This window comes from Streptomyces sp. NBC_00887 (assembly GCF_045207585.1).
In genome coordinates this window covers 3236761-3256531 of sequence record NZ_CP108788.1, presented here as the reverse complement: position 1 = coordinate 3256531, position 19771 = coordinate 3236761, and the positions used below count along the sequence as shown (strand labels likewise).

At 69.3% G+C, this 19771-nt stretch carries 21 protein-coding genes; 13 read left to right on the top strand and 8 right to left on the bottom strand.

All coding sequences use genetic code 11. The features are described from left to right. Window positions 1–285 precede the first annotated feature (285 nt). The 6 genes from OG844_RS14860 to OG844_RS14835 all read left to right on the top strand — a co-directional run bounded on the left by OG844_RS14860 (window position 286) and on the right by OG844_RS14835 (window position 6405). A complete protein-coding gene (locus OG844_RS14860) occupies window positions 286–1962 on the top strand; it encodes a sensor histidine kinase (RefSeq protein ID WP_406390564.1) in 1677 nt (558 codons plus the stop codon). Then, a complete protein-coding gene (locus OG844_RS14855) occupies window positions 1959–2366 on the top strand; it encodes a roadblock/LC7 domain-containing protein (protein ID WP_406390563.1) in 408 nt (135 codons plus the stop codon). The genes OG844_RS14860 and OG844_RS14855 overlap by 4 nt, the downstream gene beginning before the upstream one ends. Further along, on the top strand, window positions 2363–2731 hold the full coding sequence (locus OG844_RS14850) for a DUF742 domain-containing protein (RefSeq protein WP_329205478.1): 369 nt from the start codon (window positions 2363–2365) through the stop codon (window positions 2729–2731). Before OG844_RS14855 ends, OG844_RS14850 begins: the two co-directional genes overlap by 4 nt. Next, window positions 2712–3326 (top strand): ATP/GTP-binding protein, encoded by a 615-nt coding sequence (locus tag OG844_RS14845; RefSeq protein WP_329205476.1) that lies wholly within the window; start codon window positions 2712–2714, stop codon window positions 3324–3326. Before OG844_RS14850 ends, OG844_RS14845 begins: the two co-directional genes overlap by 20 nt. A gap of 93 nt (window positions 3327–3419) precedes the next feature. Then, window positions 3420–4982: a cytochrome P450 gene (locus OG844_RS14840; protein ID WP_406390561.1), complete on the top strand. Its 1563-nt coding sequence runs from the start codon at window positions 3420–3422 to the stop codon at window positions 4980–4982. Window positions 4983–5058: 76 nt separating this feature from the next. After that, window positions 5059–6405, top strand: coding sequence for a 6-phospho-beta-glucosidase (locus tag OG844_RS14835; RefSeq protein WP_406390560.1), 1347 nt, complete (start codon window positions 5059–5061; stop codon window positions 6403–6405). Between the two features lie 32 nt (window positions 6406–6437). Here the strand turns inward: OG844_RS14835 and OG844_RS14830 are convergent, their stop codons facing one another. Beyond that, complete coding sequence (locus OG844_RS14830; protein ID WP_406390559.1) at window positions 6438–6872, bottom strand: hypothetical protein; 435 nt, start codon at window positions 6870–6872, stop codon at window positions 6438–6440. Next, window positions 6866–7324, bottom strand: coding sequence for an ATP-binding protein (locus tag OG844_RS14825; protein ID WP_406390558.1), 459 nt, complete (start codon window positions 7322–7324; stop codon window positions 6866–6868). Before OG844_RS14825 ends, OG844_RS14830 begins: the two co-directional genes overlap by 7 nt. 205 nt (window positions 7325–7529) lie before the next feature. Between OG844_RS14825 and OG844_RS14820 the strand changes: the two genes are divergently transcribed. The 5 genes from OG844_RS14820 (at window position 7530) to OG844_RS14800 (ending at window position 10638) form a co-directional block, all read left to right on the top strand. Next, window positions 7530–8390, top strand: a complete 861-nt coding sequence (locus OG844_RS14820) for a helix-turn-helix domain-containing protein (protein WP_406390557.1) — start codon at window positions 7530–7532, stop codon at window positions 8388–8390. After that, the gene (locus OG844_RS14815) at window positions 8390–8626 is read left to right on the top strand and encodes a DUF397 domain-containing protein (RefSeq protein ID WP_030573999.1); all 237 of its coding nucleotides are present in this window, start codon (window positions 8390–8392) and stop codon (window positions 8624–8626) included. Before OG844_RS14820 ends, OG844_RS14815 begins: the two co-directional genes overlap by 1 nt. A 64-nt stretch (window positions 8627–8690) precedes the next feature. Further along, a complete protein-coding gene (locus OG844_RS14810) occupies window positions 8691–9500 on the top strand; it encodes an SAM-dependent methyltransferase (RefSeq protein WP_406390556.1) in 810 nt (269 codons plus the stop codon). 58 nt (window positions 9501–9558) lie between these two features. After that, window positions 9559–10008: a YchJ family protein gene (locus OG844_RS14805; RefSeq protein WP_406390555.1), complete on the top strand. Its 450-nt coding sequence runs from the start codon at window positions 9559–9561 to the stop codon at window positions 10006–10008. A 45-nt stretch (window positions 10009–10053) separates the two neighbouring features. Then, a complete protein-coding gene (locus tag OG844_RS14800; protein ID WP_406390554.1) occupies window positions 10054–10638 on the top strand; it encodes a GNAT family N-acetyltransferase in 585 nt (194 codons plus the stop codon). A gap of 17 nt (window positions 10639–10655) precedes the next feature. On the opposite strand, the gene OG844_RS14795 is transcribed toward OG844_RS14800, so the two are convergent. After that, window positions 10656–12728, bottom strand: coding sequence for an MDR family MFS transporter (locus tag OG844_RS14795; protein ID WP_406390553.1), 2073 nt, complete (start codon window positions 12726–12728; stop codon window positions 10656–10658). Between the two features lie 55 nt (window positions 12729–12783). Then, window positions 12784–13620, bottom strand: coding sequence for a hypothetical protein (locus OG844_RS14790; protein ID WP_406390552.1), 837 nt, complete (start codon window positions 13618–13620; stop codon window positions 12784–12786). 107 nt (window positions 13621–13727) lie between these two features. On the opposite strand from OG844_RS14790, the gene OG844_RS14785 reads away from it, so the two are divergent. After that, window positions 13728–14954 carry a cytochrome P450 gene (locus OG844_RS14785; RefSeq protein ID WP_406390551.1) on the top strand — a complete coding sequence of 409 codons (1227 nt, stop codon included), beginning with the start codon at window positions 13728–13730 and terminating at the stop codon, window positions 14952–14954. A gap of 11 nt (window positions 14955–14965) precedes the next feature. Here OG844_RS14785 and OG844_RS14780 read toward each other — a convergent pair whose 3' ends face one another. The 4 genes from OG844_RS14780 to OG844_RS14765 all read right to left on the bottom strand — a co-directional run bounded on the left by OG844_RS14780 (window position 14966) and on the right by OG844_RS14765 (window position 18417). After that, entirely contained in the window at window positions 14966–16180 is a 1215-nt protein-coding gene (locus OG844_RS14780) for an acyl-CoA dehydrogenase family protein (RefSeq protein ID WP_383177896.1), read from the bottom strand. 4 nt (window positions 16181–16184) lie between these two features. Continuing rightward, on the bottom strand, window positions 16185–16658 hold the full coding sequence (locus OG844_RS14775) for an SCP2 sterol-binding domain-containing protein (protein ID WP_406390550.1): 474 nt from the start codon (window positions 16656–16658) through the stop codon (window positions 16185–16187). A gap of 69 nt (window positions 16659–16727) precedes the next feature. Next, on the bottom strand, window positions 16728–16991 hold the full coding sequence (locus OG844_RS14770; RefSeq protein ID WP_406390549.1) for a hypothetical protein: 264 nt from the start codon (window positions 16989–16991) through the stop codon (window positions 16728–16730). 211 nt (window positions 16992–17202) lie between these two features. Further along, window positions 17203–18417 (bottom strand): helix-turn-helix domain-containing protein, encoded by a 1215-nt coding sequence (locus OG844_RS14765; RefSeq protein ID WP_406390548.1) that lies wholly within the window; start codon window positions 18415–18417, stop codon window positions 17203–17205. A gap of 672 nt (window positions 18418–19089) precedes the next feature. Between OG844_RS14765 and OG844_RS14760 the strand changes: the two genes are divergently transcribed. Beyond that, window positions 19090–19728 (top strand): hypothetical protein, encoded by a 639-nt coding sequence (locus OG844_RS14760; protein WP_406390547.1) that lies wholly within the window; start codon window positions 19090–19092, stop codon window positions 19726–19728. The last annotated feature ends 43 nt before the right edge of the window (window positions 19729–19771 follow it).

The following is a 19771-nucleotide window of genomic DNA, read 5'->3' as shown; positions in this document are numbered from 1 at the left end:
GCCGGTCTGCAGCTTGTCCCGCACGGAAGGACGCAGGGGTCTGCTTTCAGTCGATTCCTGTATTCCGTTACTCCCTGCGCACGCATGACGGCGTTGAGTGCAAAACCTGGTGAGTGTATTACCGCCGGAGTGCTCGTGCAGGGGGTTGGGTGAATGTGCCGAAGCCCTGTTCTGATCTGGCTAGGCTCACGCTCAGTGAAGTCGAGTTGATATGAATTCGAGCACTTGTTCATAACTGTCCGCGCACGTGCGGATACCTCCCGAATCAACCGCCAGAGGGTTTAGATGGTTCGTGTTGAAGAACCGCCGACAAGCAGAGACATTCCCGTTGTCCGCGCCGCGCTGTTGCCCGTACTGCTGATGGCCTGCGCCACCGCCGCCGGTGCGGTGCCGCTGACCGGGGACGCGCGGACGGCAGTCGTCTGGTGCGGTGCGGCCGCCACGGTCGTGGTCGCCGTGCTCGCCGTCCAACTCAACCGCCGCCGCCGCGCGATGCGCGTCCAGCGCGCGGCGTACGAACAGCGCATCGCCTTCCTGGAACACCGCCTCGCGGCCCACGACCAGGAGACCGTACGGCTGACCAAGGAGCTCCTGCCCGCCGCGATCCGCCGGCTGCGCGCGAGCAACTCGCCGCAGGAGGTGATGCGCGACGTCGTCGACGCCGACGAGACCTACCGCAACCTCTCCAAGGCGCAACGCGCCCTGGTCCTCCAGGTCCTGGACATCATCGACAACGAAGAGGCGATGCGTGACTCCGCGCAGCGCGCCTTCGTCAGTGTCGCCCGCCGCGTCCAGGCGATCGTCCACCGCCAGGCCAGTGAGCTGCGGGAGATGGAGGACCATCACGGGCGCAACCCCGAGGTCTTCGACGACCTGCTCCGCATCGACCACGGCACCGCGCTGATCGGGCGTCTCGCCGACTCCATCGCCGTGCTCGGCGGTGCCCGCCCCAGCCGCCAGTGGCCCAAGCCCGTACCGCTGTTCAGCGTGCTGCGCGGCGCCATGTCCCGGATCCTCGAGTACCAGCGCGTCGACCTGCACTCGATCGCCAAGGTCGCCATCGTCGGCACGTCCGTCGAACCGCTCATCCACGCCTGTGCGGAACTCCTCGACAACGCGACACGCTACTCACCGCCCCAGACCCGGGTGCACGTCACCGCGGTCGAGGTGCAGACCGGCATCGCCATCGAGATCGAGGACGGTGGCGTCAGCCTCAGCGAGGAGGCCCGCGCCAGGGCCGAGAACATGCTCGCCCAGGCCCAGGCCGGCATCAACATGAACGACCTGGGGGAGTCCCCCCGACTGGGCATGGCCGTCGTCGGCCGACTCTCCAGGATGTACCAACTCCAGGTATCCCTGCGGCAGTCCGCGTACGGCGGTGTCCGTGCCGTTCTCATCGTTCCGCGCGACATGATCACCACCGGGCCCGCTCCCGGCATCGCGCACGGCATCGGCGCCACCTCCCGGCCCCAGAGCTCGCTCGACATGTCGCAGCTCCAGCACGTCGTACCGCCGCCCGGCAAGCGCAGGACACGCCCCGCGGCCACCGGCCCCGTACCGTCGGTCGGTGCGCCCCTGGCAGGGTCCGCGTCCGCGCCGGTATCCGCACCGGGAACCTCCTCCGCCTCCTCCTCGCGTCCCGCCGCCGCGGCGTCCGCCACGGGTGACGACGAAATCGTGGTCACGGAGTGGACCGAGGGCGGGCTCCCCCAGCGCCGCAGCCGCGGTCGCGCCCCGCTCGGCTCGCACAACCTCCCGCAGCAGCACGCGGCCCCGGCCGCAGAGCCCGCAGCCGGAGTGCACAACGGATCGGGCGGGCACGGCGGCGGACGGCCTGGCGGCCAGGAACCGCCGCCCGGTCTCTGGCTGGAGGCCTTCACCCAGGCCGTCAACGGCGTGCCTCAGGAACCGAAGACCGGCGAAGACTCTGACGATGCGTGGGACAAGGGAGACCTGAAGTGATCCAGCAGCGGGGAAACATGGACTGGATGCTCAAGGAACTGGCCGACGACGTACCGAGCATCCACCAGATCGTGGTGCTCTCCTCGGACGGCCTGCGCATCGCCCGGCACGGCTGCGACCCCGATGTCGCCGACCGCCTCGCCGCGGCCTGCGCCGGACTGCAGAGTCTGGCCGCCGCGGTCGCCACCGAAATCCCCTACAGCGACGGGCTGATGAAGCTCGTCGTCATCGAGGTCACCGGGGGGTTCTTCTACCTGATGGCCGCCGGCACCGGCGCGTACCTCGCGGTGCTGGCCGGCGAGACCGTCGATGCCGGACTGGTCGGAGCCCGCATGCGGGACATGGTCGTCCGGATCGGAGCCCACCTGACGAGCCCGCCCCGACATGACAGGCAGGCCGGATGAGTGCTCCCCGACGAGAACGCCGAAAGGCCGATCCGGCACTGAACGACCCGGAACGGCTGTATGTGATCACCGGTGACACCGACGGTGAGAGGGCGGCGCTCGACCTGGTCACGATGGTCGTCGCGCAGGCCGAACCGTCGCCCACGGTCCAGCCCGAGCAGGCCGCGATCCTGCGGCTCTGCAGGGCGCCGTTGTCCGTCGCCGAGATCTCGGCCTATCTGAGCCTGCCCTTCAGCGTGGTCACCTCGCTCCTCACGGAACTCCTGGCGACCGAACTGATCGAATCGCGCGCGCCCATCGTCCGCGCCGCACTTCCGGACCGGTCCCTCCTCGAAGCGGTGATGCATGGACTTCAGAAGCTCTGACACGATCACGGGCCCCCGCAGCGAGGACGTCCTTCCCACCACGGCCACGGCTGCGGTGAAGGTCGTCATCGTCGGCGGTTTCGGGGTCGGCAAGACGACCATGGTCGGCTCGGTGAGCGAGATCCGGCCCCTGACGACCGAAGAGACCATGACCCAGGCCGGCGTCGGAGTGGACGACAACGTCGGGGTGGAGAGCAAGACGGCGACGACCGTCGCCATGGACTTCGGACGGATCAGCCTCAGCGAGGAACTGATCCTCTATCTGTTCGGCACCCCCGGCCAGGAACGCTTCTGGTTCCTGTGGAACGGACTGTTCGAAGGAGCTCTCGGAGCCGTCGTCCTGATCGACACCCGCAGGCTCCAGGTCAGCTTCGACGTGATCGGCCGGCTGGAGGAGCGCGGTGTGCCCTTCGTCGTGGCCGTCAACACCTTCCCCGACGCGCCCCACCACCCGGTCGAGGCACTGCGCAACGCCCTCGACCTGCCGGACGAGGTCCCGATAATCGACTGCGACGCCCGCCTGCGTGCCTCCAGCCGCGATGTGCTGATGACCCTGATGCGCTATCTGCACAGCCTGGCCGTTCCCCTCGCCTGACGGCGGGACGCGGGCTGCCCAGGCCCCCACCTGTGCGCACCCCGCCCCGCACCCCCCCCGCCCGACCTTGGAAGCCCGATCCCTGGAGCGACTGTGACAACCCCCTTCCACTACGAACCCGGAGCGGCCACGGGGCCGGTGCCCCCGCCGGAGTGCCCGGCCCACGGGACGGGCCGAGGCCCGGGCGGACTGCGCCGGTTCTACGGGCCCGAGGCGGAGAACGACCCCGCGGGCCTCTACGACAAGCTGCGTGCCGAACACGGCACGGTGGCACCGGTGCTGCTGCACGGAGACGTACCCGCCTGGCTCGTGCTCGGCCACGGCGAGAACCTCCACATGACCAGGACGCCCTCGCAGTTCTCCCGGGACTCCCGGCGCTGGAGCGCGCTGCAGGACGGCAGTGTCGCTCCGGACCACCCGCTCGCCCCGATCTTCACCTGGCAGCCGGTCTGCGTGTTCGCCGACGGCGACGCCCATGAGCGACTGCGCGGCGCGGTCACGGACAGCATGGCGCGGATCGACACCCGCGGTGTCCGCCGGCACGTCAACCGCTTCAGCAACCGCCTCGTCAACGACTTCTGCCAGAAGGGCTCCGCCGAGCTCGTCGGCCAGTTCGCCGACCATCTGCCGATGATGGTGATGTGCGCGATCTTCGGCATGCCCGAGGAGTACAACGACCGGCTGGTGCAGGCCGCCCGCGACATGACCCGGGGCACCGCCACGGCCGTGCAGAGCAACGCCTACGTGCTCTCCGCGCTGACGAGGCTCGTCGAGCGACGGCGCGCCGCCCCCGCCCATGACTTCGCCGGCTGGCTCGTCGAGCATCCCGCGGGGCTCAGCGACGTGGAGGTCGCGGAGCACCTTCGGCTCATCCTCATCGCCGCGTACGAATCGACCGCGAACCTGATCGCCAACGTCGTACGCATGGTGCTGACCGACCCACGCTTCCGCGCCCGGCTCAGCGGTGGCCACATGACCGTGCCCGAAGCGGTGGAGCAGACCCTGTGGGACGAGCCGCCGTTCACCGCCGTCTTCGGCCGCTGGGCCGTGGGCGACACGGAGCTCGGAGGCCAGCAGATCAAGGCGGGTGACGCGCTCCTCGTCGGGATCGCGCCGGCCAACACCGATCCGTCGGTACGGCCCGACCTCACCGCGAACATGGAGGGCAACCGCGCCCACCTCGCCTTCAGTGGCGGCCCGCACGAATGCCCCGGCCAGGACATCGGGCGTGCCATCGCGGATGTCGGGGTCGACGCACTGCTGATGCGGCTGCCGGACCTCGAGCTCGCCGTCGACGAGAGCGAGCTGGACTGGATCGGCAACATCATGGGCCGCCATCTGGTGGACCTGCCGGTGAAGTTCGCGCCGAGCCCGCAGCAGGAGGTCGACGCGGACCCGCGGACATCGATGTCGGCACGGCCGCGGCCCCGCACCGACCGGGAGGTGTCGTCGCCGGCCGTGCCGAGGCCCGCGACGGCCGGCGGGCCGGGACCGCGACCCGGCTACGCACCCGGCGCGGGCCCGGTTGCCGCACCGGCCGCCGCGCGCCGGGAGGATCCGTCGGCCGCACAGGTCACCGCCCCCGCGATTCCCGCACAGCGGAGCGGGCCCGCGAGGATCTGGCAGGCCGTGACCCGCTGGTGGAACGGCTACTGACGCACCGGACGCCCCGGGCCTCCGGGCCCGGGGCGTCGCGCCCCCGGCCGCAGCCGCCCCCGTACCATCGAGCAGCGTGAAGCTGACAATTCTTGGCGGTGGCGGATTCCGGGTGCCTCTCGTGTACGGGGCGCTGCTCGGCGATCACGCCGAGGGCCGCGTGTCCCGGGTGACCCTGTACGACACGGACACCGGTCGGCTCACCGCCGTCGCCAGGGTCCTCGCCGAACAGGCCCGCGGCATCCATGACGCACCCGCGGTCGTCGCGACCGACGACCTCGACGAGGCCCTGCGCGGCGCGGACTTCGTCTTCTCGGCCATCCGGGTCGGTGGTCTGGAAGGCCGCGCCGCCGACGAACGCGTCGCGCTCGACGAGGGCGTCCTGGGCCAGGAGACGGTCGGAGCCGGCGGCATCGCGTTCGGGCTCCGCACCGTCCCCGTCGCGGTCGAGCTCGCCCGGCGCATCGCCCGGCTCGCACCGCACGCGTGGGTCATCAACTTCACCAATCCGGCGGGCCTGGTCACCGAGGCCATGTCACGGCACCTCGGCGACCGGGTCATCGGGATCTGCGACTCGCCGGTGGGCCTCGGCCGCCGGATCGCCCGGGTCCTCGGCGCCGACCCGGACCGGGCGTGGATCGACTACGTGGGGCTCAACCACCTCGGGTGGGTCCGCGGGCTGCACATCGAGGGCCGCGACGAGCTCCCCCGGCTGCTCGCCGATCCGGCGCTGCTCGGTTCGTTCGAGGAGGGCAGGCTCTTCGGCACGGACTGGCTGCGCTCCCTCGGCGCCGTTCCCAACGAGTACCTGCACTACTACTACTTCAACCGGGAAGCGGTTCGCGCCTATCAGGACGCCGACCAGACCCGCGGCGCGTTCCTCCGCGACCAGCAGGAGGGCTTCTACGCGCGGATGAAGGACCCGGCCGCACCGGCGCTGGCCACCTGGGACCGCACGCGTGCCGAACGCGAGGCGACGTACATGGCGGAGAACCGGGACGTGGCAGGGGCCGGTGAACGCGAGGAGAGCGATCTGGAGTCCGGCGGCTACGAACAGGTCGCGCTCGCCCTCATGCGGGCCGTCGCCCGTAACGAACGGACCTCGCTGATCCTCGACGTCCGCAACCGCGGGACCCTTTCGGTGCTCGACGCGGACGCCGTCATCGAGGTGCCCTGCCTGGTCGACGCCAACGGCGCACACCCCGTCGCCGTCGACCCGCTCCCGTACCACGCGGTCGGCCTGGTCACGGCGGTCAAGGCCGTGGAACGCGCGGTCCTCGAGGCGGCGGAGACCGGTTCGCGTGCCGCGGCCGTGCGGGCGTTCGCACTGCATCCGCTGGTCGACTCCGTATCGGTGGCCCGCCGCCTCGTCGACGGATACACCCAGGTCCACCCGGGGCTCGCGTACCTCGACCGCCCTTGACCGTTCGGCCCCCCTTCCAAGGACTCCAGGGCTCAGGGAGCGGGTACGGCCCTCGGCCGGCCGGCCGCTGCCCAGGACGGTGCGACCCCGGTGACCTGGCACACCATGAGGAAAAGCGGAATGGGCGGGGTATAGGGCGTGCGGCTGTCCGGCGCGTGGATCAGCCGGGGGTGGCCGGCCGGAACGTAGGCGCCGGTGGCGTACGAAGCCTGTTCCGGCCAGTCCAGATCGAGGTCCGAACCCGACGGCACGATCCACCACCACTGGTCCGCATCGGCGAACACGCATCCGGCACGGGGCAGATGTGACATCAACCGGAATCCGTACCGCGCGGGAACACCCACGGCGTCGTAGCCGAGGCTCGCCGAGAGTGAGGGCGGCAGCGGCAGCCTCACACGTCCGTCGGCGCTCTCACGGGTCCGGGACCTACGGGCTCCGAGCAGCTGGGACAGGGCGTTCTTCAGCATGGCTGCTCCGAGCGGTGCGGCAGTTCCGCCCACACGATGCGGCCCGATGCGTTCCCCGTGTCGTAGGAACCCCAGGCGGCGCTCATGGAATCGACCAGCAGCAGCCCTCGCCCGTGCTCGTCGTCGGCCTGCAGGGACAGCCGTGGCCCGCCCGGCTGGTGTCCCTGGTCCTGCACGGATATGCGCAACCGGCCGTCGGAGCAGCGGAGCTCGCACACGACGCGCGCGCTGGCGGTGTGCACCACGGCGTTGGTGACCAGCTCGGAGACGATCAGGACCGCCGCGTCGTAGGCGTCGCCGTTCAGCCGCCACTCGGCCAGCCGGGCCCGTGTCAGCCGCCGCGCACCCGCCACCGATTCGGGGTGCGCCGACAGCGCGAAGCAGTAACGGAGCGCTTCCGTCCCGGGGCTGAGGTCCATGAGCCGGGGGATGAGCGCACTGCCAGGTGCCACGACCAATTCCTCACAGTGGGGGCTGCGTCACGCTTCGCACCGTGGTGAAACGAGGTCGGGCGCGACTACGTGAACTGGTTCACCCCCAACTCTCTCTCTGACATGAACACTTGGCAAGAGGCACTCTGAAAAATTCAGAGTGCCTGTGTCCATGGAGCCATGCGCATGGCACACTGCTCGCAAACAGCGCATCGGGAGGTCTGAAGTGAGCGAACCGCGGTCCGCCCCGACCGTGGGCCAGGTCGTTCTCGGCAAGCGTCTGCAGGATCTGCGGGAGCGCGTCGGTCTGAGCCGCGACCAGGCTGCCAAGGTGCTTCGTGTCGCTCCCGGGACGATCCGCAGGATGGAGACGGCCGAGGTCGGGCTGAAGATCCCCTACGTCCAGGTCCTCCTGAAGGCCTACGGGATCTCGGACGAGGAGGCCGACGCCTTCGTCGAACTCGCGGAGGAGGCCAACAGGCCGGGCTGGTGGCAGCGCTTCCACGATGTGCTGCCCGACTGGTTCAGCATGTACGTCAGCCTGGAGGGCGCCGCGAGCCTCCTGCGCACCTACGAGCCGCACTTCGTTCCCGGTCTGCTCCAGACCGAGGACTACGCGCGCTCCGTGATGCGTACCGGGGCTGTGGGTCAGACCAGGCCCGAGGACATCGAGCGCCATGTGGCGCTGCGGATGGAGCGGCAGTCACTGCTCACCAGGGAGGACGCGCCGAAACTGTGGGTGGTCATGGACGAGACCGTCCTGCGCCGTCCCGTCGGCAGTCCCGACGCCATGCGGGGTCAGGTCGACCGGCTGCTCGAGGCGACGGCCCTGCCCAACGTGACGCTGCAGATCGCGGAGTTCGCGACCGGCCACCACCCGGGCACCTACGGGCCGTTCGTCCTCTTCCGCTTCGCCGTCCCCGAACTGCCCGACATGGTGTACAGCGAGTACCTGACCGGCGCCGTGTACTTCGACGCGCGCCCCGAGGTGGCTTCCTACCTCGAGGTCATGGACCGTATGGCGGCTCAGGCCGCAACTGCACAACGCACGAAGGAAATCCTCAGGGACTTCCGCAAGGAGCTGTGATGAACCACATATACAACGGCATGCCGGCCGCCGATCTCGGCTCCGAAGGCTGGTACAAGCCGTGGAGCGGTGGTAACGGGGGCAACTGCATCGAGGCCATGAAGCTGGCCGACGGCAGAGTGGCGGTCCGCCAGTCCGCGGATCCCGACGGCCCCGCCCTCATCTACTCCAACGGCGAGATCGCCGCCTTCATCCAGGGGGCCAAGGCAGGTCAGGCCGACTTCCTTCTCACCTGACATAGCGCCATATATTTTCGCACGACACGCTGTTCGCCGTTACCGCCGACCAACGGAGCGCGCCATGACCGGGATTGACCCCTCAGTCGTCGAGATCGACACCAGCAAACCGCATCCCGCGCGAATGTACGACTGGTTCCTCGGCGGCAAGGACAACTACCCGGTCGACGAACAGATGGCCGAGCAACTGCTCGCGCTGGACTCCCGCGGCCGCGACATGGCCCGGGTCAACCGGGCCTTCATGCACCGCGCCACCCGCTGGCTCGCCGAGAACGGCGTCCACCAGTTCCTCGACATCGGATCGGGCATACCCACCGAGCCGAACCTCCACCAGATCGCCCAGCGGGCCGTCCCGGCCGCGCGCGTCGTCTACTGCGACAACGACCCGATCGTGCTCGCGCACGCGGCGGCCCTGCTGCGCTCCACCCCAGAGGGCGCCACCGAATACATCCAGGCCGACGCCCGCCGGCCCGAGTCCATCCTGGAAGCGGCCGGCAAGGTCCTCGACTTCACCGAGCCGATCGCCCTGTCCCTGCTCGCGCTGCTCCACTTCCTGGACGACGAGGACGGCGCCGCCGAACTCGTCGACAGGCTGGTGGAACAGCTCCCCTCCGGCAGCTACCTGGTGCTGTCGCAGACCACCGGCGACTTCGACCCGGAGGGCGCCGCCCAGGCCCGTGCCATGTACAAGGCACGCGGCATGACCCTGCGGCCCCGCTCGCGCGCCGAACTCACCGAGTTCTTCCACGGGCTCGAGCTCGTCGAGCCGGGCGTCTCGCTCTCCGCCGACTGGCATCCGGAACTCGGCGAGGTCATCGACGTCCCGGGCGACGAGCCGATCCCCGGCTACGCGGGCGTGGCACGCAAGACCTGACGGCCGGACCCGCCGCCCGGTCCGCGAAGGACTCCGGAACGCGGGTCACAATGGAGGCATGTCACGACGCCCCTCACGCCCGCGGCGAACGGTCGCCCCCGGAGCGAGTGCCCCGGAGATCACCCCCGCGTCCCCGTGCCCGTGCGGCCTCCGGGCCACCTACGGGGACTGCTGCGGCCGCCTGCACGCAGGCACGGCCAAGGCCCGGTCCTGCGAGGAACTGATGCGCAGCCGGTACGCGGCGTTCGTCGTCCGGGACGCCGCGTACCTGCTGCGCACCTGGCACCCCGACACCCGTCCGCCCGCCGTCGACTTCGACCCGGCGATGCGCTGGGTGGGCCTGGACATCCTGGACACGACCGAGGGCAGCGCCTTCCACTCCACGGGCACGGTCACCTTCCGCGCCCGCTACACCTACGACGGCACTCCCGACTCGCTCCACGAGCAGAGCCGTTTCGTCCGCCACGAGGGGCTGTGGGTCTACTCGGCGGCGGTCTTCGTCGACTGAGAAACCCGTTGTACGCGGCCGCGCCGCCGCCCGTACGATCCGCGCATGAGCGACGACACGCCGGACCCGGACGACGACCGAGCACGCTGCTGGCGCGGCCGGGGCCTCGCCTTCACCCCGCTGGAGATCGAGGACGCCGAGCTCATCCAGCACTGGCGCTCCGACCCGTCGGCCGCACATGAGACGGGGGCCTGGCCCACTTCGCTGTACGGGCTCCGCGAGCGCATCGAGCGCAACCTCGACGACGACTCGCGTGACGACTTCCTGGTTCTCCTCCCGGACGGCACCCCGATCGGCCTCATAGCCCTGCACGACCAGCAGCCCGCCGACAGCACCGCCGAGGCCTACCTGATGCTCGCCCCCGAGCACCGGGCCAAGGGCCACGGCGTGGCCGCCCTCGACGCGCTCACCGACCTGGCATTCGGCGAACTGCCGACGCACCGGGTCGAGGCGTTCACCCACACCGACAACACCCGGGCCCTCTCCGTGCTCACCGCAGCGGGCTTCGTCCATGAGGGCGTACGCCGCTCGGCCTGCCTGCACCGTGGCCGACGCCGCGACCTGGCGGCCCTCGCGCTGCTCCGCCCCGAGTGGGAGGCCCGCGACCGCCTCCGGTCCTGGGAGCTCTGAGCAGCTCCTCGCCCGGATCAGACCGTCGCCACCGCGCGCTGTCCCGGTGCCAGCTCCTGCGCCAGGTCCTCCGCCAGCAGCCGCTTGGCGATCACATCGACCGCCGCCCGCAACTGCCCGTCGTCGGGCCGGGCGCCGTCCTCGGCCAGACGTTCGTTGAGCCAGCGCCCCCAGGCGTCGGAGATGGTTGCGGCCTCCCGCCGGCCTGCCGCCGTGTGGGTGAAGAGGGGGCCGTTCCCGGTCAGGTACCCCTCCTCGATCATCCGGTCGAAGACGGGCACCAGCACCTCCGGCGGGATCCGGTGCCGGGTGGCGATCAGGCGCAGGCCGGCGTGGCCGACCATCCGGGTGAAGAGGTCGACCTGCATCACCGCCCAGGCCCCCGCCATGTCGAGGCGTGTGTCGGAGTCGGCGACGATCCGCCGGGCCGTGTCAGGACCTGCCTCGTGCAGGATCCTGGCCACGGCGAACTCGAGCACCTTCGCCGAGTCCCCGGTGCTCGGCTGGGCGAAGCCGTCGCCCATGTCGGTCGAGTTCGCCCGCGCGGTGTCGCGCAGCTTCACCTGCTTCAGGAAGAGCGATACGACGAATCCGATGAGGGCGACCGGGACCGTCCACAGGAAGACCGTGTGGAGCGTGTCCGCGTACGCCTGGGCCAGCGGAGCCGACTGCTCTGCGGGCAGCGCGTGCACGGCCTGAGGGCTTTCCGCCGCCCGCGCCAGCACCGCCGGGTCACCGCCTGCCTGTGCGGCCTCGGTGATCCCCTCCGCCAGGTTCGGCGTCAGCGCGTTGGAGTAGATCGTGCCGAACACCGCCGTACCGAACGAGCTGCCGAGGGTACGGAAGAAGGTGACGCCGGAGGTCGCCGTGCCCAGATCCGAGTAGTCGACGGTGTTCTGCACCGCGATCGTCAGCACCTGCATCGACAGGCCGATGCCCGCGCCCAGGACCAGCATGTACAGCGACTCCAGCCACACCCCGCTGTCCGGGCCCATCCGGGAGAGCAGGAAGAGACCGACCGCCATGACGAGCGAACCCACGATGGGGAAGATCCGGTAGTGGCCGGTCCTGCTGACCACGTTGCCGCTGAAGATCGAGGCCACCAGCAGCCCGATCACCATGGGCAGGGTCCGCACCCCGGACAGCGTGGCCGAGTCGCCGTCCACGTACTGCAGATACGTCGGCAGGAAGATCATCGCGCCGAGCATCGCGAAGCCCACGATGAAGCTCAGGATGGAGCAGACCGTGAACACCGGGTTCCGGAACAGCCGCATCGGCAGCATCGGCTCCTTCGCCCGCACCTCCACCACACAGAACAGGGCCAGCGCGACGAGACCGCAGACGAACAGGCCGATGATGACCGGGGACCCCCAGGCGTACTCGTTGCCGCCCCAGCTCGTCGCCAGGATCAGCGCGCTGGCACCGACCGCGACCAGCGCGATGCCCAGGTAGTCGATGACGGGCCGTCCGGCCGCCCTCACCGCCGGGATGTTGCGGGCGGCGGCGATGACGACCGCGATCGCGATCGGCACATTGACGTAGAACGCCCAGCGCCAGGTCAGATGGTCGGTGAACAGCCCTCCCAGCAACGGCCCGACCACCGTGGCCACACCGAAGACCGCCCCGATCGCCCCCTGGTACTTGCCCCGGTCGCGCAGCGGGATGACATCGGCGATGAGCGCCATCGACGTGACCATGAGGCCGCCCGCGCCGATCCCCTGCAGGCCGCGCCAGATGATCAGCAGCAGCATGTTCGACGCCAGGCCGCAGAGGAACGAGCCGGTGATGAAGATGATCGCCGAGATCTGGAAGATCAGCTTCCGGCCGAACATGTCACCGAACTTGCCGACCAGGACCGTCGCCACGGTCTCCGCCAGCAGATAGGCGGTGACGACCCATGACATGTGTGCCGCGCCGCCGAGGTCCGAGACGATGGTGGGGAGCGCCGTCCCCACGATCGTCTGGTCCAGGGCCGCCAGGAGAATCCCGAGCACGATCGTCGCGAAGACGATGTTCCTGCGGCGGGGATCGAGTACGGGCGGAGCGGCGGCACTCTGCACGGCGGGGGCGGTCTCGCTGGCAGTGGTCACGCTTGCACCCTCACACCGGTGCCCGTCCCACGCATGCGGGCGAAGGCCGGACGGGTCAGGCGAGCAGCTCCCGTACGGAGGCCTTCATCCGCGCCACGAACGCCTCCCGGACCGACTCCGTGACACGGTCGAGCGAGAGGTACGGATTGAGGTCCTCGAGCTCGACGAGCAGCAGCTCGCCCTCCGCCGTCCGGCAGGCGTCTACCCGCTGGATGCCGTGCGTGAGGCTGTTCCACTCCACGAAGCGACGCGCGAAGTCCAGATCCGCCGGGCTCGGGGTGTACGGCTCCAGTACCCAGCGCCGATCGGGGTGCGGCGCGTTGAGCGCGTACTGGAAGTCCCGGTCGACGAAGTAGAAGGACACCTCGTAGCGGAAGTCGATCCTCGGCTGGACGAGCAGTGTGCCGTCGGTTCCCGCAGGCAGCTCCGGGTCCCGGGTGAACCGCAGGCCCACCGAGTCCGCCCCGAGCTTCGGTTTGACCACGTACTCGGCGGCCTCGGGCAGGAGCCCGAGATCGGCCGCACGGTCCACGGTGGGGATCACCGGGAATCCGGCACGGCTCAGATCGACCAGATACTGCTTGCCACCCATGTCTCCGCGGCCGTCCAGCGTGTTGTAGACCAGGGACCCGCTCTCCCGTGCCCGCGCACAGAACGCGTCGTACGACTCCTGGTAGTGCAGCACCGGGCCGCTGTTGCGCACGACCACCGCGTCGAACCCGTCCAGCAGCGCCTCCGCGTCCCGGGGGTGACAGAGCGCGACATCGAACTCCTCGCGCAGCCTGGACGTCAGGAAGATGTCCTCGTCGCAGTAGCGGCGGCCGCGCGCCTCGTAGGCGAGGTCGGTGACGAACAGCACGGACGCGCGTGGCCCGGTGGATGAGGTGTGCATGGCGTTCCCCCGGGGGGTGTGGATCGGGCAGCCGGTCAATAGCCTTGTCGGGCAAGCTCGTTCACGACCCTGGAACGTCATGATGTCTGCCCCCACAGGAGTCACACGTGTCCCAAGCGTTGCCACTGCCCGATATTCTCTCTCCTGCCTTCGCCGCCGACCCCTACGGGGCCTACCGCACGATGCGCGAGAGCGCTCCGCTCCTCCGGCACGAGGCCACCGACAGTTACCTCGTCTCCCGGTACGAGGACGTCGAGCGGATCTTCAAGGACAAGGCCCAGGAGTTCACCACCGAGAACTACGACTGGCAGCTCGAACCCGTCCACGGCCGGACGATCCTCCAGCTCAGCGGCCGGGAGCACGCCGTGCGCCGGGCCCTGGTCGCCCCCGCCTTCCGTGGCGCGGACCTCCAGGAGAAGTTCCTGCCCGTCATCGAGCGCAACGCCCGCGAGCTGATCGACGCGTTCCGGGACAGCGGCGAGACGGATCTCGTGGAGTCCTTCGCCACGCGCTTCCCGGTCCTGGTGATCGCGGACATGCTCGGCCTGGACAGGACGGACCACGAACGCTTCCACGGCTGGTACACCACCGTCATCGCCTTCCTCGGCAACCTCGCGGGCGACCCCGATGTCAGGGCGGGCGGCGAACGGACCCGCCAGGAGTTCGCCGCCTACATGATCCCGGTCATCCAGGAGCGCAGGCAGGCACCCGGCGACGACCTGCTCTCCGCGCTCTGCGCCGCCGAGGTCGACGGCGTCCGGATGAGCGACGAGGACATCAAGGCCTTCTGCAGCCTGCTCCTCGCGGCGGGCGGGGAGACCACCGACAAGGCCATCGCCTCGATCTTCGCCAATCTGCTGGCCCACCCCGAGCAGCTCGCCGCAGTCCGCGCGGACCGGTCACTGATCGACCGGGCCTTCGCCGAGACCCTGCGCTACACCCCGCCGGTCCACATGATCATGCGGCAGACGGCGCACGAGGTGAAGCTGACCGGCGGCACCGTTCCCGCAGGAGCCACTGTCACCTGCCTGATCGGGTCGGCCAACCGCGACACCGATCGCTACCGCGAACCGGACCGCTTCGACATCTTCCGCACCGACCTGACCAGCACCACCGCGTTCTCCGCCGCGGCCGACCACCTGGCGTTCGCACTCGGCCGGCACTTCTGCGTGGGCGCGCTGCTGGCCAGGGCGGAGGTGGGGACCGGGGTGAACCAGCTGCTCGACGCGATGCCGGACCTCCGGCTCGCCGACGGCTTCGTACCGGCCGAGCAGGGAGTGTTCACCAGGGGCCCGGGATCGCTCCCGGTGCGCTTCACCCCGGTCGGCGACTGAGCGGCAAGGGCTCAGCGGATGTGGCGCCCGGAGATGGCCCGTGCGATGACCAGGCGCTGGATCTCGCTGGTCCCTTCGAAGATCGTGTAGATCTTGGCATCGCGGTACATCCGCTCCACGGGGTGTTCCCTGCTGTACCCGGCGCCGCCGAGGATCTGGACGGCCTTCTCCGTCGCGGACACGGCGAGTTCACCCGCGCGCAGCTTCGACATGGAGCCCTGGCCCGCATCGAAGGTCCGGTCGTTGCGGGCCATCCAGGCCGCCTGCCAGATCAGCAGACGTACGGACTCGATCTCGGTACGGATGTCGGCGAGCGCGAACGCGATCGACTGGTTCTCGATGATCGGCCGGCCGAAAGCCTCCCGCTGTCCCGCGTACTCCAGCGCGTACTCGTACGCGGCCCGCGCGATGCCCAGCGCCTGGGCGCCCACGGTGGGACGGCTCACCTCGAAGGTCGCCATCGCCGCCTGCCCCTTGGCGTTGCCGCCCTCGCGGGCGCGGGCGAGGCGCGCGTCGAGCTTCTCCTTGCCGCCCAGCAGACAGTGGCCCGGCACGCGGACGTCGTCGAGGAAGACGTCCGCGGTGTGCGAGGCGCGCAGGCCGAGCTTCTTGATGGTGCGGCTCGCCTCCAGGCCCGCGGTGCCGGGCGGCACGATGAACGCCGCCTGTCCGCGGGCTCCGAGCGAGGGGTCGACCGAGGCGACGACCACATGGATCTCGGCGATCCCGCCGTTGGTGATCCACGCCTTCTGGCCGGAGAGCACCCACTCGTCCTTGGCCTCGTCGTAACGGGCCTTCGTGGCCATGGCGGAGACGTCCGATCCGGCCTGTGGCTCGGAGACGCAGAAAGCCGCGACCTTCGGGTCGTCCTCGTCGCCGAAACACTGCGGGACCCACTCGGCGAGCTGGTCAGGAGTGCCGGAGGCGAAGATCCCGGCGACGGCGAGCGAGGTGCCGAAGAGCGCCATGCCTATTCCGGCGTCGCCCCAGAACAGCTCCTCGTTGGCGATCTGGAGGGAGAGGCCGCTGGGGTCCCCGTACATGTCCGCCAGCGACTCGAATCCGTACAGACCGATCCGGGCCGCTTCCTGGATGACGGGCCACGGGGTCTCCTCCCGGGCGTCCCATTCGGCGGCCGCCGGGCGCACCACCTGGGCGGCGAAGCCGTGTACCCAGTTGCGGAGATCCTGCTGTTCCTCGGTGAGGGCGAGGGAGAAGTAGCTCATGGGCTCAGGCCTTCGGGATGTCGAAGTAACGGGTGAGTCCCGAAGCCAGACCGACGTCACCGGCGATCTTCAGTTTGCGCGTCATGAACATCGTCACGGGGTTGGCGTTGCCGGAGACGAGCTTGAGGAACTCCGCATCGCCCAGCACCAGCGTCGTACGGGGCTCACCGTCGGAGCGGCCCTCGCTCACGGCGCACCGGCCGTCGGCTATCGAGGTCTCGTACACCTCGTCGGTCTCACCGGTGATCTTCCAGCGGATCAGGGCCTTGAGCCCACCGGCCGTCTCGGGCCGGAACTGCTGCCGCATCCGGCCGAAGACCTCGCTCAGTACACGGGTGCGCAGTTCTCCGCGCATGACCTCGCCGAGCTGCTTGACGGACAGGCCCTTGATGATCCGCGCGAACTCCTCGGGGGAGACGGCCGCGAAGTCGAGCCCGGCCAGGTCGTCGGTGAGGTTGCCGCTGGTGTCGTCGGGCACGCCAGTTCCTTACTCCAGAGTAAACTTACTTTTGAGTAAGGTAAGGGTGTCGTCGCCTCTTCGCAAGCACTACCAGGCGCCGCCCGGCAGCACCGCGAGCCGGGGGTGATGGGCGGCGAGCACCTTGTTGGCCCGAGCCAGTTCGGACAGTGCCTGCTCACGGTCGGCCTGGTCCTCGATCCCCAGTCGCGGCCCACGGAACCTGCGGACCTCGCGGGCCGCGCAGTCGGCGTCGAACTCCGCCTGCAGGATGTGCGGCGGGATGCAGGACCCGATCAGCACGGCGACCCGGTCCGGGATCGGTACGGGGACGAGCAGGTGTGAGGCGGTCATCGGGGGTTCCCTCTCGGATGGTCGGCCAGGAGGCGGTGCGCGGGCGGCTGCCGGGTGGGCTGCCTGCTCCTCCATGTGTACGGGACGCAGTTCCGGGTTTCTCGTTGAGAACGTCTCCGTGTAGCAACCGTTTGGGACTGACCGTCTATTTCGCTTTACCTGCAGGTAAGTTGACTCGTACGGAAGGCTGTGATCAGGACTCTTCGCCGCGTCAGTTGAGGGTCTCCTCGCCGCGCGAGCGCAACTGGAGTGCCCGCAGTACGGCTTCGGTGGAGAACCTGCTCCGGGGATCGGTCAGCTGCTCGCCGAAGATGGACTCCAGATTGCGCATGCGGTAGCGGACCGTCTGGGGGTGGACGTCCAGGAGCTCGCCCATCTGCGCCGCGGTGCCCCGGGTGTCGAGCCAGATCCGCAAGGTCTCGACCAGCCGCTCGCGCCGGGTGGAGCTGATCCCGGAGACCGGGGCCAGTTCACGCTGGGCGAGCTGGTCGAGGAGAGCCGGGTCGGACAGGAGCCACAGGGTGATGAGGTGGTCCTCGCACGGGACTACCGGTGTGTCGTCGATGACGCCCGTGTCGATGAGTTCGACGACGCGGCGGGCCCACCGGATCGAGTCGGACGCGAAAGCCGTCGGCACGGTCAGCCCGATGACGGCGCGGGCGCCGATCAGTGCGCGTTCGAGCATCTGCCGCCGCGCGTCGTCCATCGGCCCCGGAACCAGTAAGTGCGGCTGCGGGTCGCCGAGATCGGCCAGTACGTCACGGGGGAGGTCGGCGGGGTCCACGCCCGCGGGCGCGCGTACGGCGACCAGCGTCACCTGCTCGGGCAGCGCCCAACCGGTCTGCTCGCACAGCTCGGAGATGGCGGTCCGCGGCACCGGGCGGCCGGCCAGGATCAGGTGCAGGAGCCGGCGGCGCATGGCTTCGCTCTGCTGGTCGGACCGGGCCTGTACTTCCAGATAGCCCTCGCGGGACAGTGACTCAAGCTCGTCGACGTAGGCGAACAGTGCGTCGGCGAAGCTGAGCATCAGGGTCGGGGAGAAGTTGTAGCTCCGGCCTACCTTCTTCGCCCGGCGCAGAGCGATGCGCGCCCCCAGCCGGTAGGCGCCCTGGAGGGCGTCCATGGTGCGGCCCTCGTACGCCTCGAACCGCCCGAATCTCCGGCACATGTCGTCGCGGAGCGTCGTCGAGGAGGACGGCTCGGCGACCAGGTCGACGAACGAGGACAGGCTCTGTTCCACGCCGACCCTGATGGTCTGTCCATTGGGCCCGTTCAGCAGTTGCGCGTATTCGGGATAGGCGCGGGTGACTTCCATGCCGATCTCTTTGATCAGGCTCGGCAGTTCGGGTCGCATGATCGCGGCGAATTCCTGAGGGAGCGGCCCCAGGGGGTCGCCGGTGTCCAACGGCTGAATGAGTCTCGGCATGACTGTCCCCTTGCTCTCCGGTGCCCGTGTGGGTGGGGCAATGGGGGAAGCGCTCCCACGGACCGCCTGGTGTATACCAACTTCGGCGACGAAGGTAGACCAAGTCGGGCTACGTGCACACCATTTGCACAAGATCGAAGTGCAGGGGGCACTTACTTTCGCCTCATCGTGGGGCTTCGGTGCAGGTGGGGGCGGCATTGCTCACTTCCGGACAATGTTTTCGGACGCATGCTCTCCTGGAGACAAGAAAGTAACCCTGGGTAACGGGTGTGTGCGTGTTGCCGGCCGGCGGGTTGTTGATATCGCGAGCACTGCTCGACGGTGGGAATGCTTCGCCTCGTACGCGCCCGGAGCCGCGGCTGCCCGGATGGAGATCGCGGCAGCGACCGGACCTCCGGCGACCAATATTGCGCACCAAGTGACAAGTGGTCCGGCCCGATTAGTGACCTGCGGACGAGGAAAAAGAATGTCCGGAGTCAATTTCGACGCCGGGATTGTGCTCCAAGTTTCCCGCAAGTAACGTCACGCCCTGTCACAGAATGTATGTGGCTGAATCAACAGCACGGCCCCCACGCAACTCGGTTCACTGCCGCGCTTCCTGTGCCTGTGCAGGACCAGTCGCGCGAATCCCCGCAACAGTGCACTCGCATTGTCGAATCGGAGGAACTAACTGTGCGTAACACCCTCAAGAAGCTTGCCGTCACCACCGGTGTCGCTTCCGCCGCCCTCGCGCTCAGCGCGACCCAGGCCATGGCCTTCCCCGCAACCACGTGGACGGTCTCGCCCAACCCCGCCTCGTTCACGGCCTCGTCGACCAGTGTGGTCCTCTCGGTGAACAGCATTCCGATGACGTGTACGACGGCCACGGCGAGCGGCGTCGCGTCCAGCGCGACGGGCAACCCGGCCAACATCGCCAGCATCAACGCGGCGTCGTTCGGGAACCCGCCGACCGCCCCCTGCACGAGCGGCCTCGGTCCCGTCACCCCGGTCACCACGATGCCGTGGGCGATCTGGGCCGAGGACTACAACACCGCCACGGGCACGACCGTCGGCTACATCAGCAACATCAAGGCGAAGCTCAAGGTCCTCACCTGCGAGTTCACCGTGGAGGGCTCGGTCTACGCCTCCTACGTCAACAGCACCAAGAAGCTCAAGGCCACGAGCACCAAGATCATCTCGACCCAGCCGACGCGTCAGCTGAAGGTGACCACAGCGACCGCGCCCTGCGCCGGTCTCGTCGCCGTCGGGATGATCCCGACGTTCAACGCCACCTATTCGGTGAACGGCATCACCAGCATCATCGGCACCTGAGGTCAGTCCGGCAGCCCTGATGCCGGCCGGTCGCACGGCGGGG

Bases quoted from the DNA above. Each gene is read 5' to 3' on its own strand.
- OG844_RS14860 (WP_406390564.1), top strand. From the start codon at position 286: ATGGTTCGTGTTGAAGAACCGCCGACAAGCAGAGACATTCCCGTTGTC.
- OG844_RS14850 (WP_329205478.1), top strand. From the start codon at position 2,363: ATGAGTGCTCCCCGACGAGAACGCCGAAAGGCCGATCCGGCACTGAAC.
- OG844_RS14845 (WP_329205476.1), top strand. From the start codon at position 2,712: ATGGACTTCAGAAGCTCTGACACGATCACGGGCCCCCGCAGCGAGGAC.
- OG844_RS14830 (WP_406390559.1), bottom strand. From the start codon at position 6,872: ATGCTGAAGAACGCCCTGTCCCAGCTGCTCGGAGCCCGTAGGTCCCGG.
- OG844_RS14815 (WP_030573999.1), top strand. From the start codon at position 8,390: ATGAACCACATATACAACGGCATGCCGGCCGCCGATCTCGGCTCCGAA.
- OG844_RS14810 (WP_406390556.1), top strand. From the start codon at position 8,691: ATGACCGGGATTGACCCCTCAGTCGTCGAGATCGACACCAGCAAACCG.
- OG844_RS14805 (WP_406390555.1), top strand. From the start codon at position 9,559: ATGTCACGACGCCCCTCACGCCCGCGGCGAACGGTCGCCCCCGGAGCG.
- OG844_RS14800 (WP_406390554.1), top strand. From the start codon at position 10,054: ATGAGCGACGACACGCCGGACCCGGACGACGACCGAGCACGCTGCTGG.
- OG844_RS14790 (WP_406390552.1), bottom strand. From the start codon at position 13,620: ATGCACACCTCATCCACCGGGCCACGCGCGTCCGTGCTGTTCGTCACC.
- OG844_RS14780 (WP_383177896.1), bottom strand. From the start codon at position 16,180: ATGAGCTACTTCTCCCTCGCCCTCACCGAGGAACAGCAGGATCTCCGC.
- OG844_RS14770 (WP_406390549.1), bottom strand. From the start codon at position 16,991: ATGACCGCCTCACACCTGCTCGTCCCCGTACCGATCCCGGACCGGGTC.
- OG844_RS14765 (WP_406390548.1), bottom strand. From the start codon at position 18,417: ATGCCGAGACTCATTCAGCCGTTGGACACCGGCGACCCCCTGGGGCCG.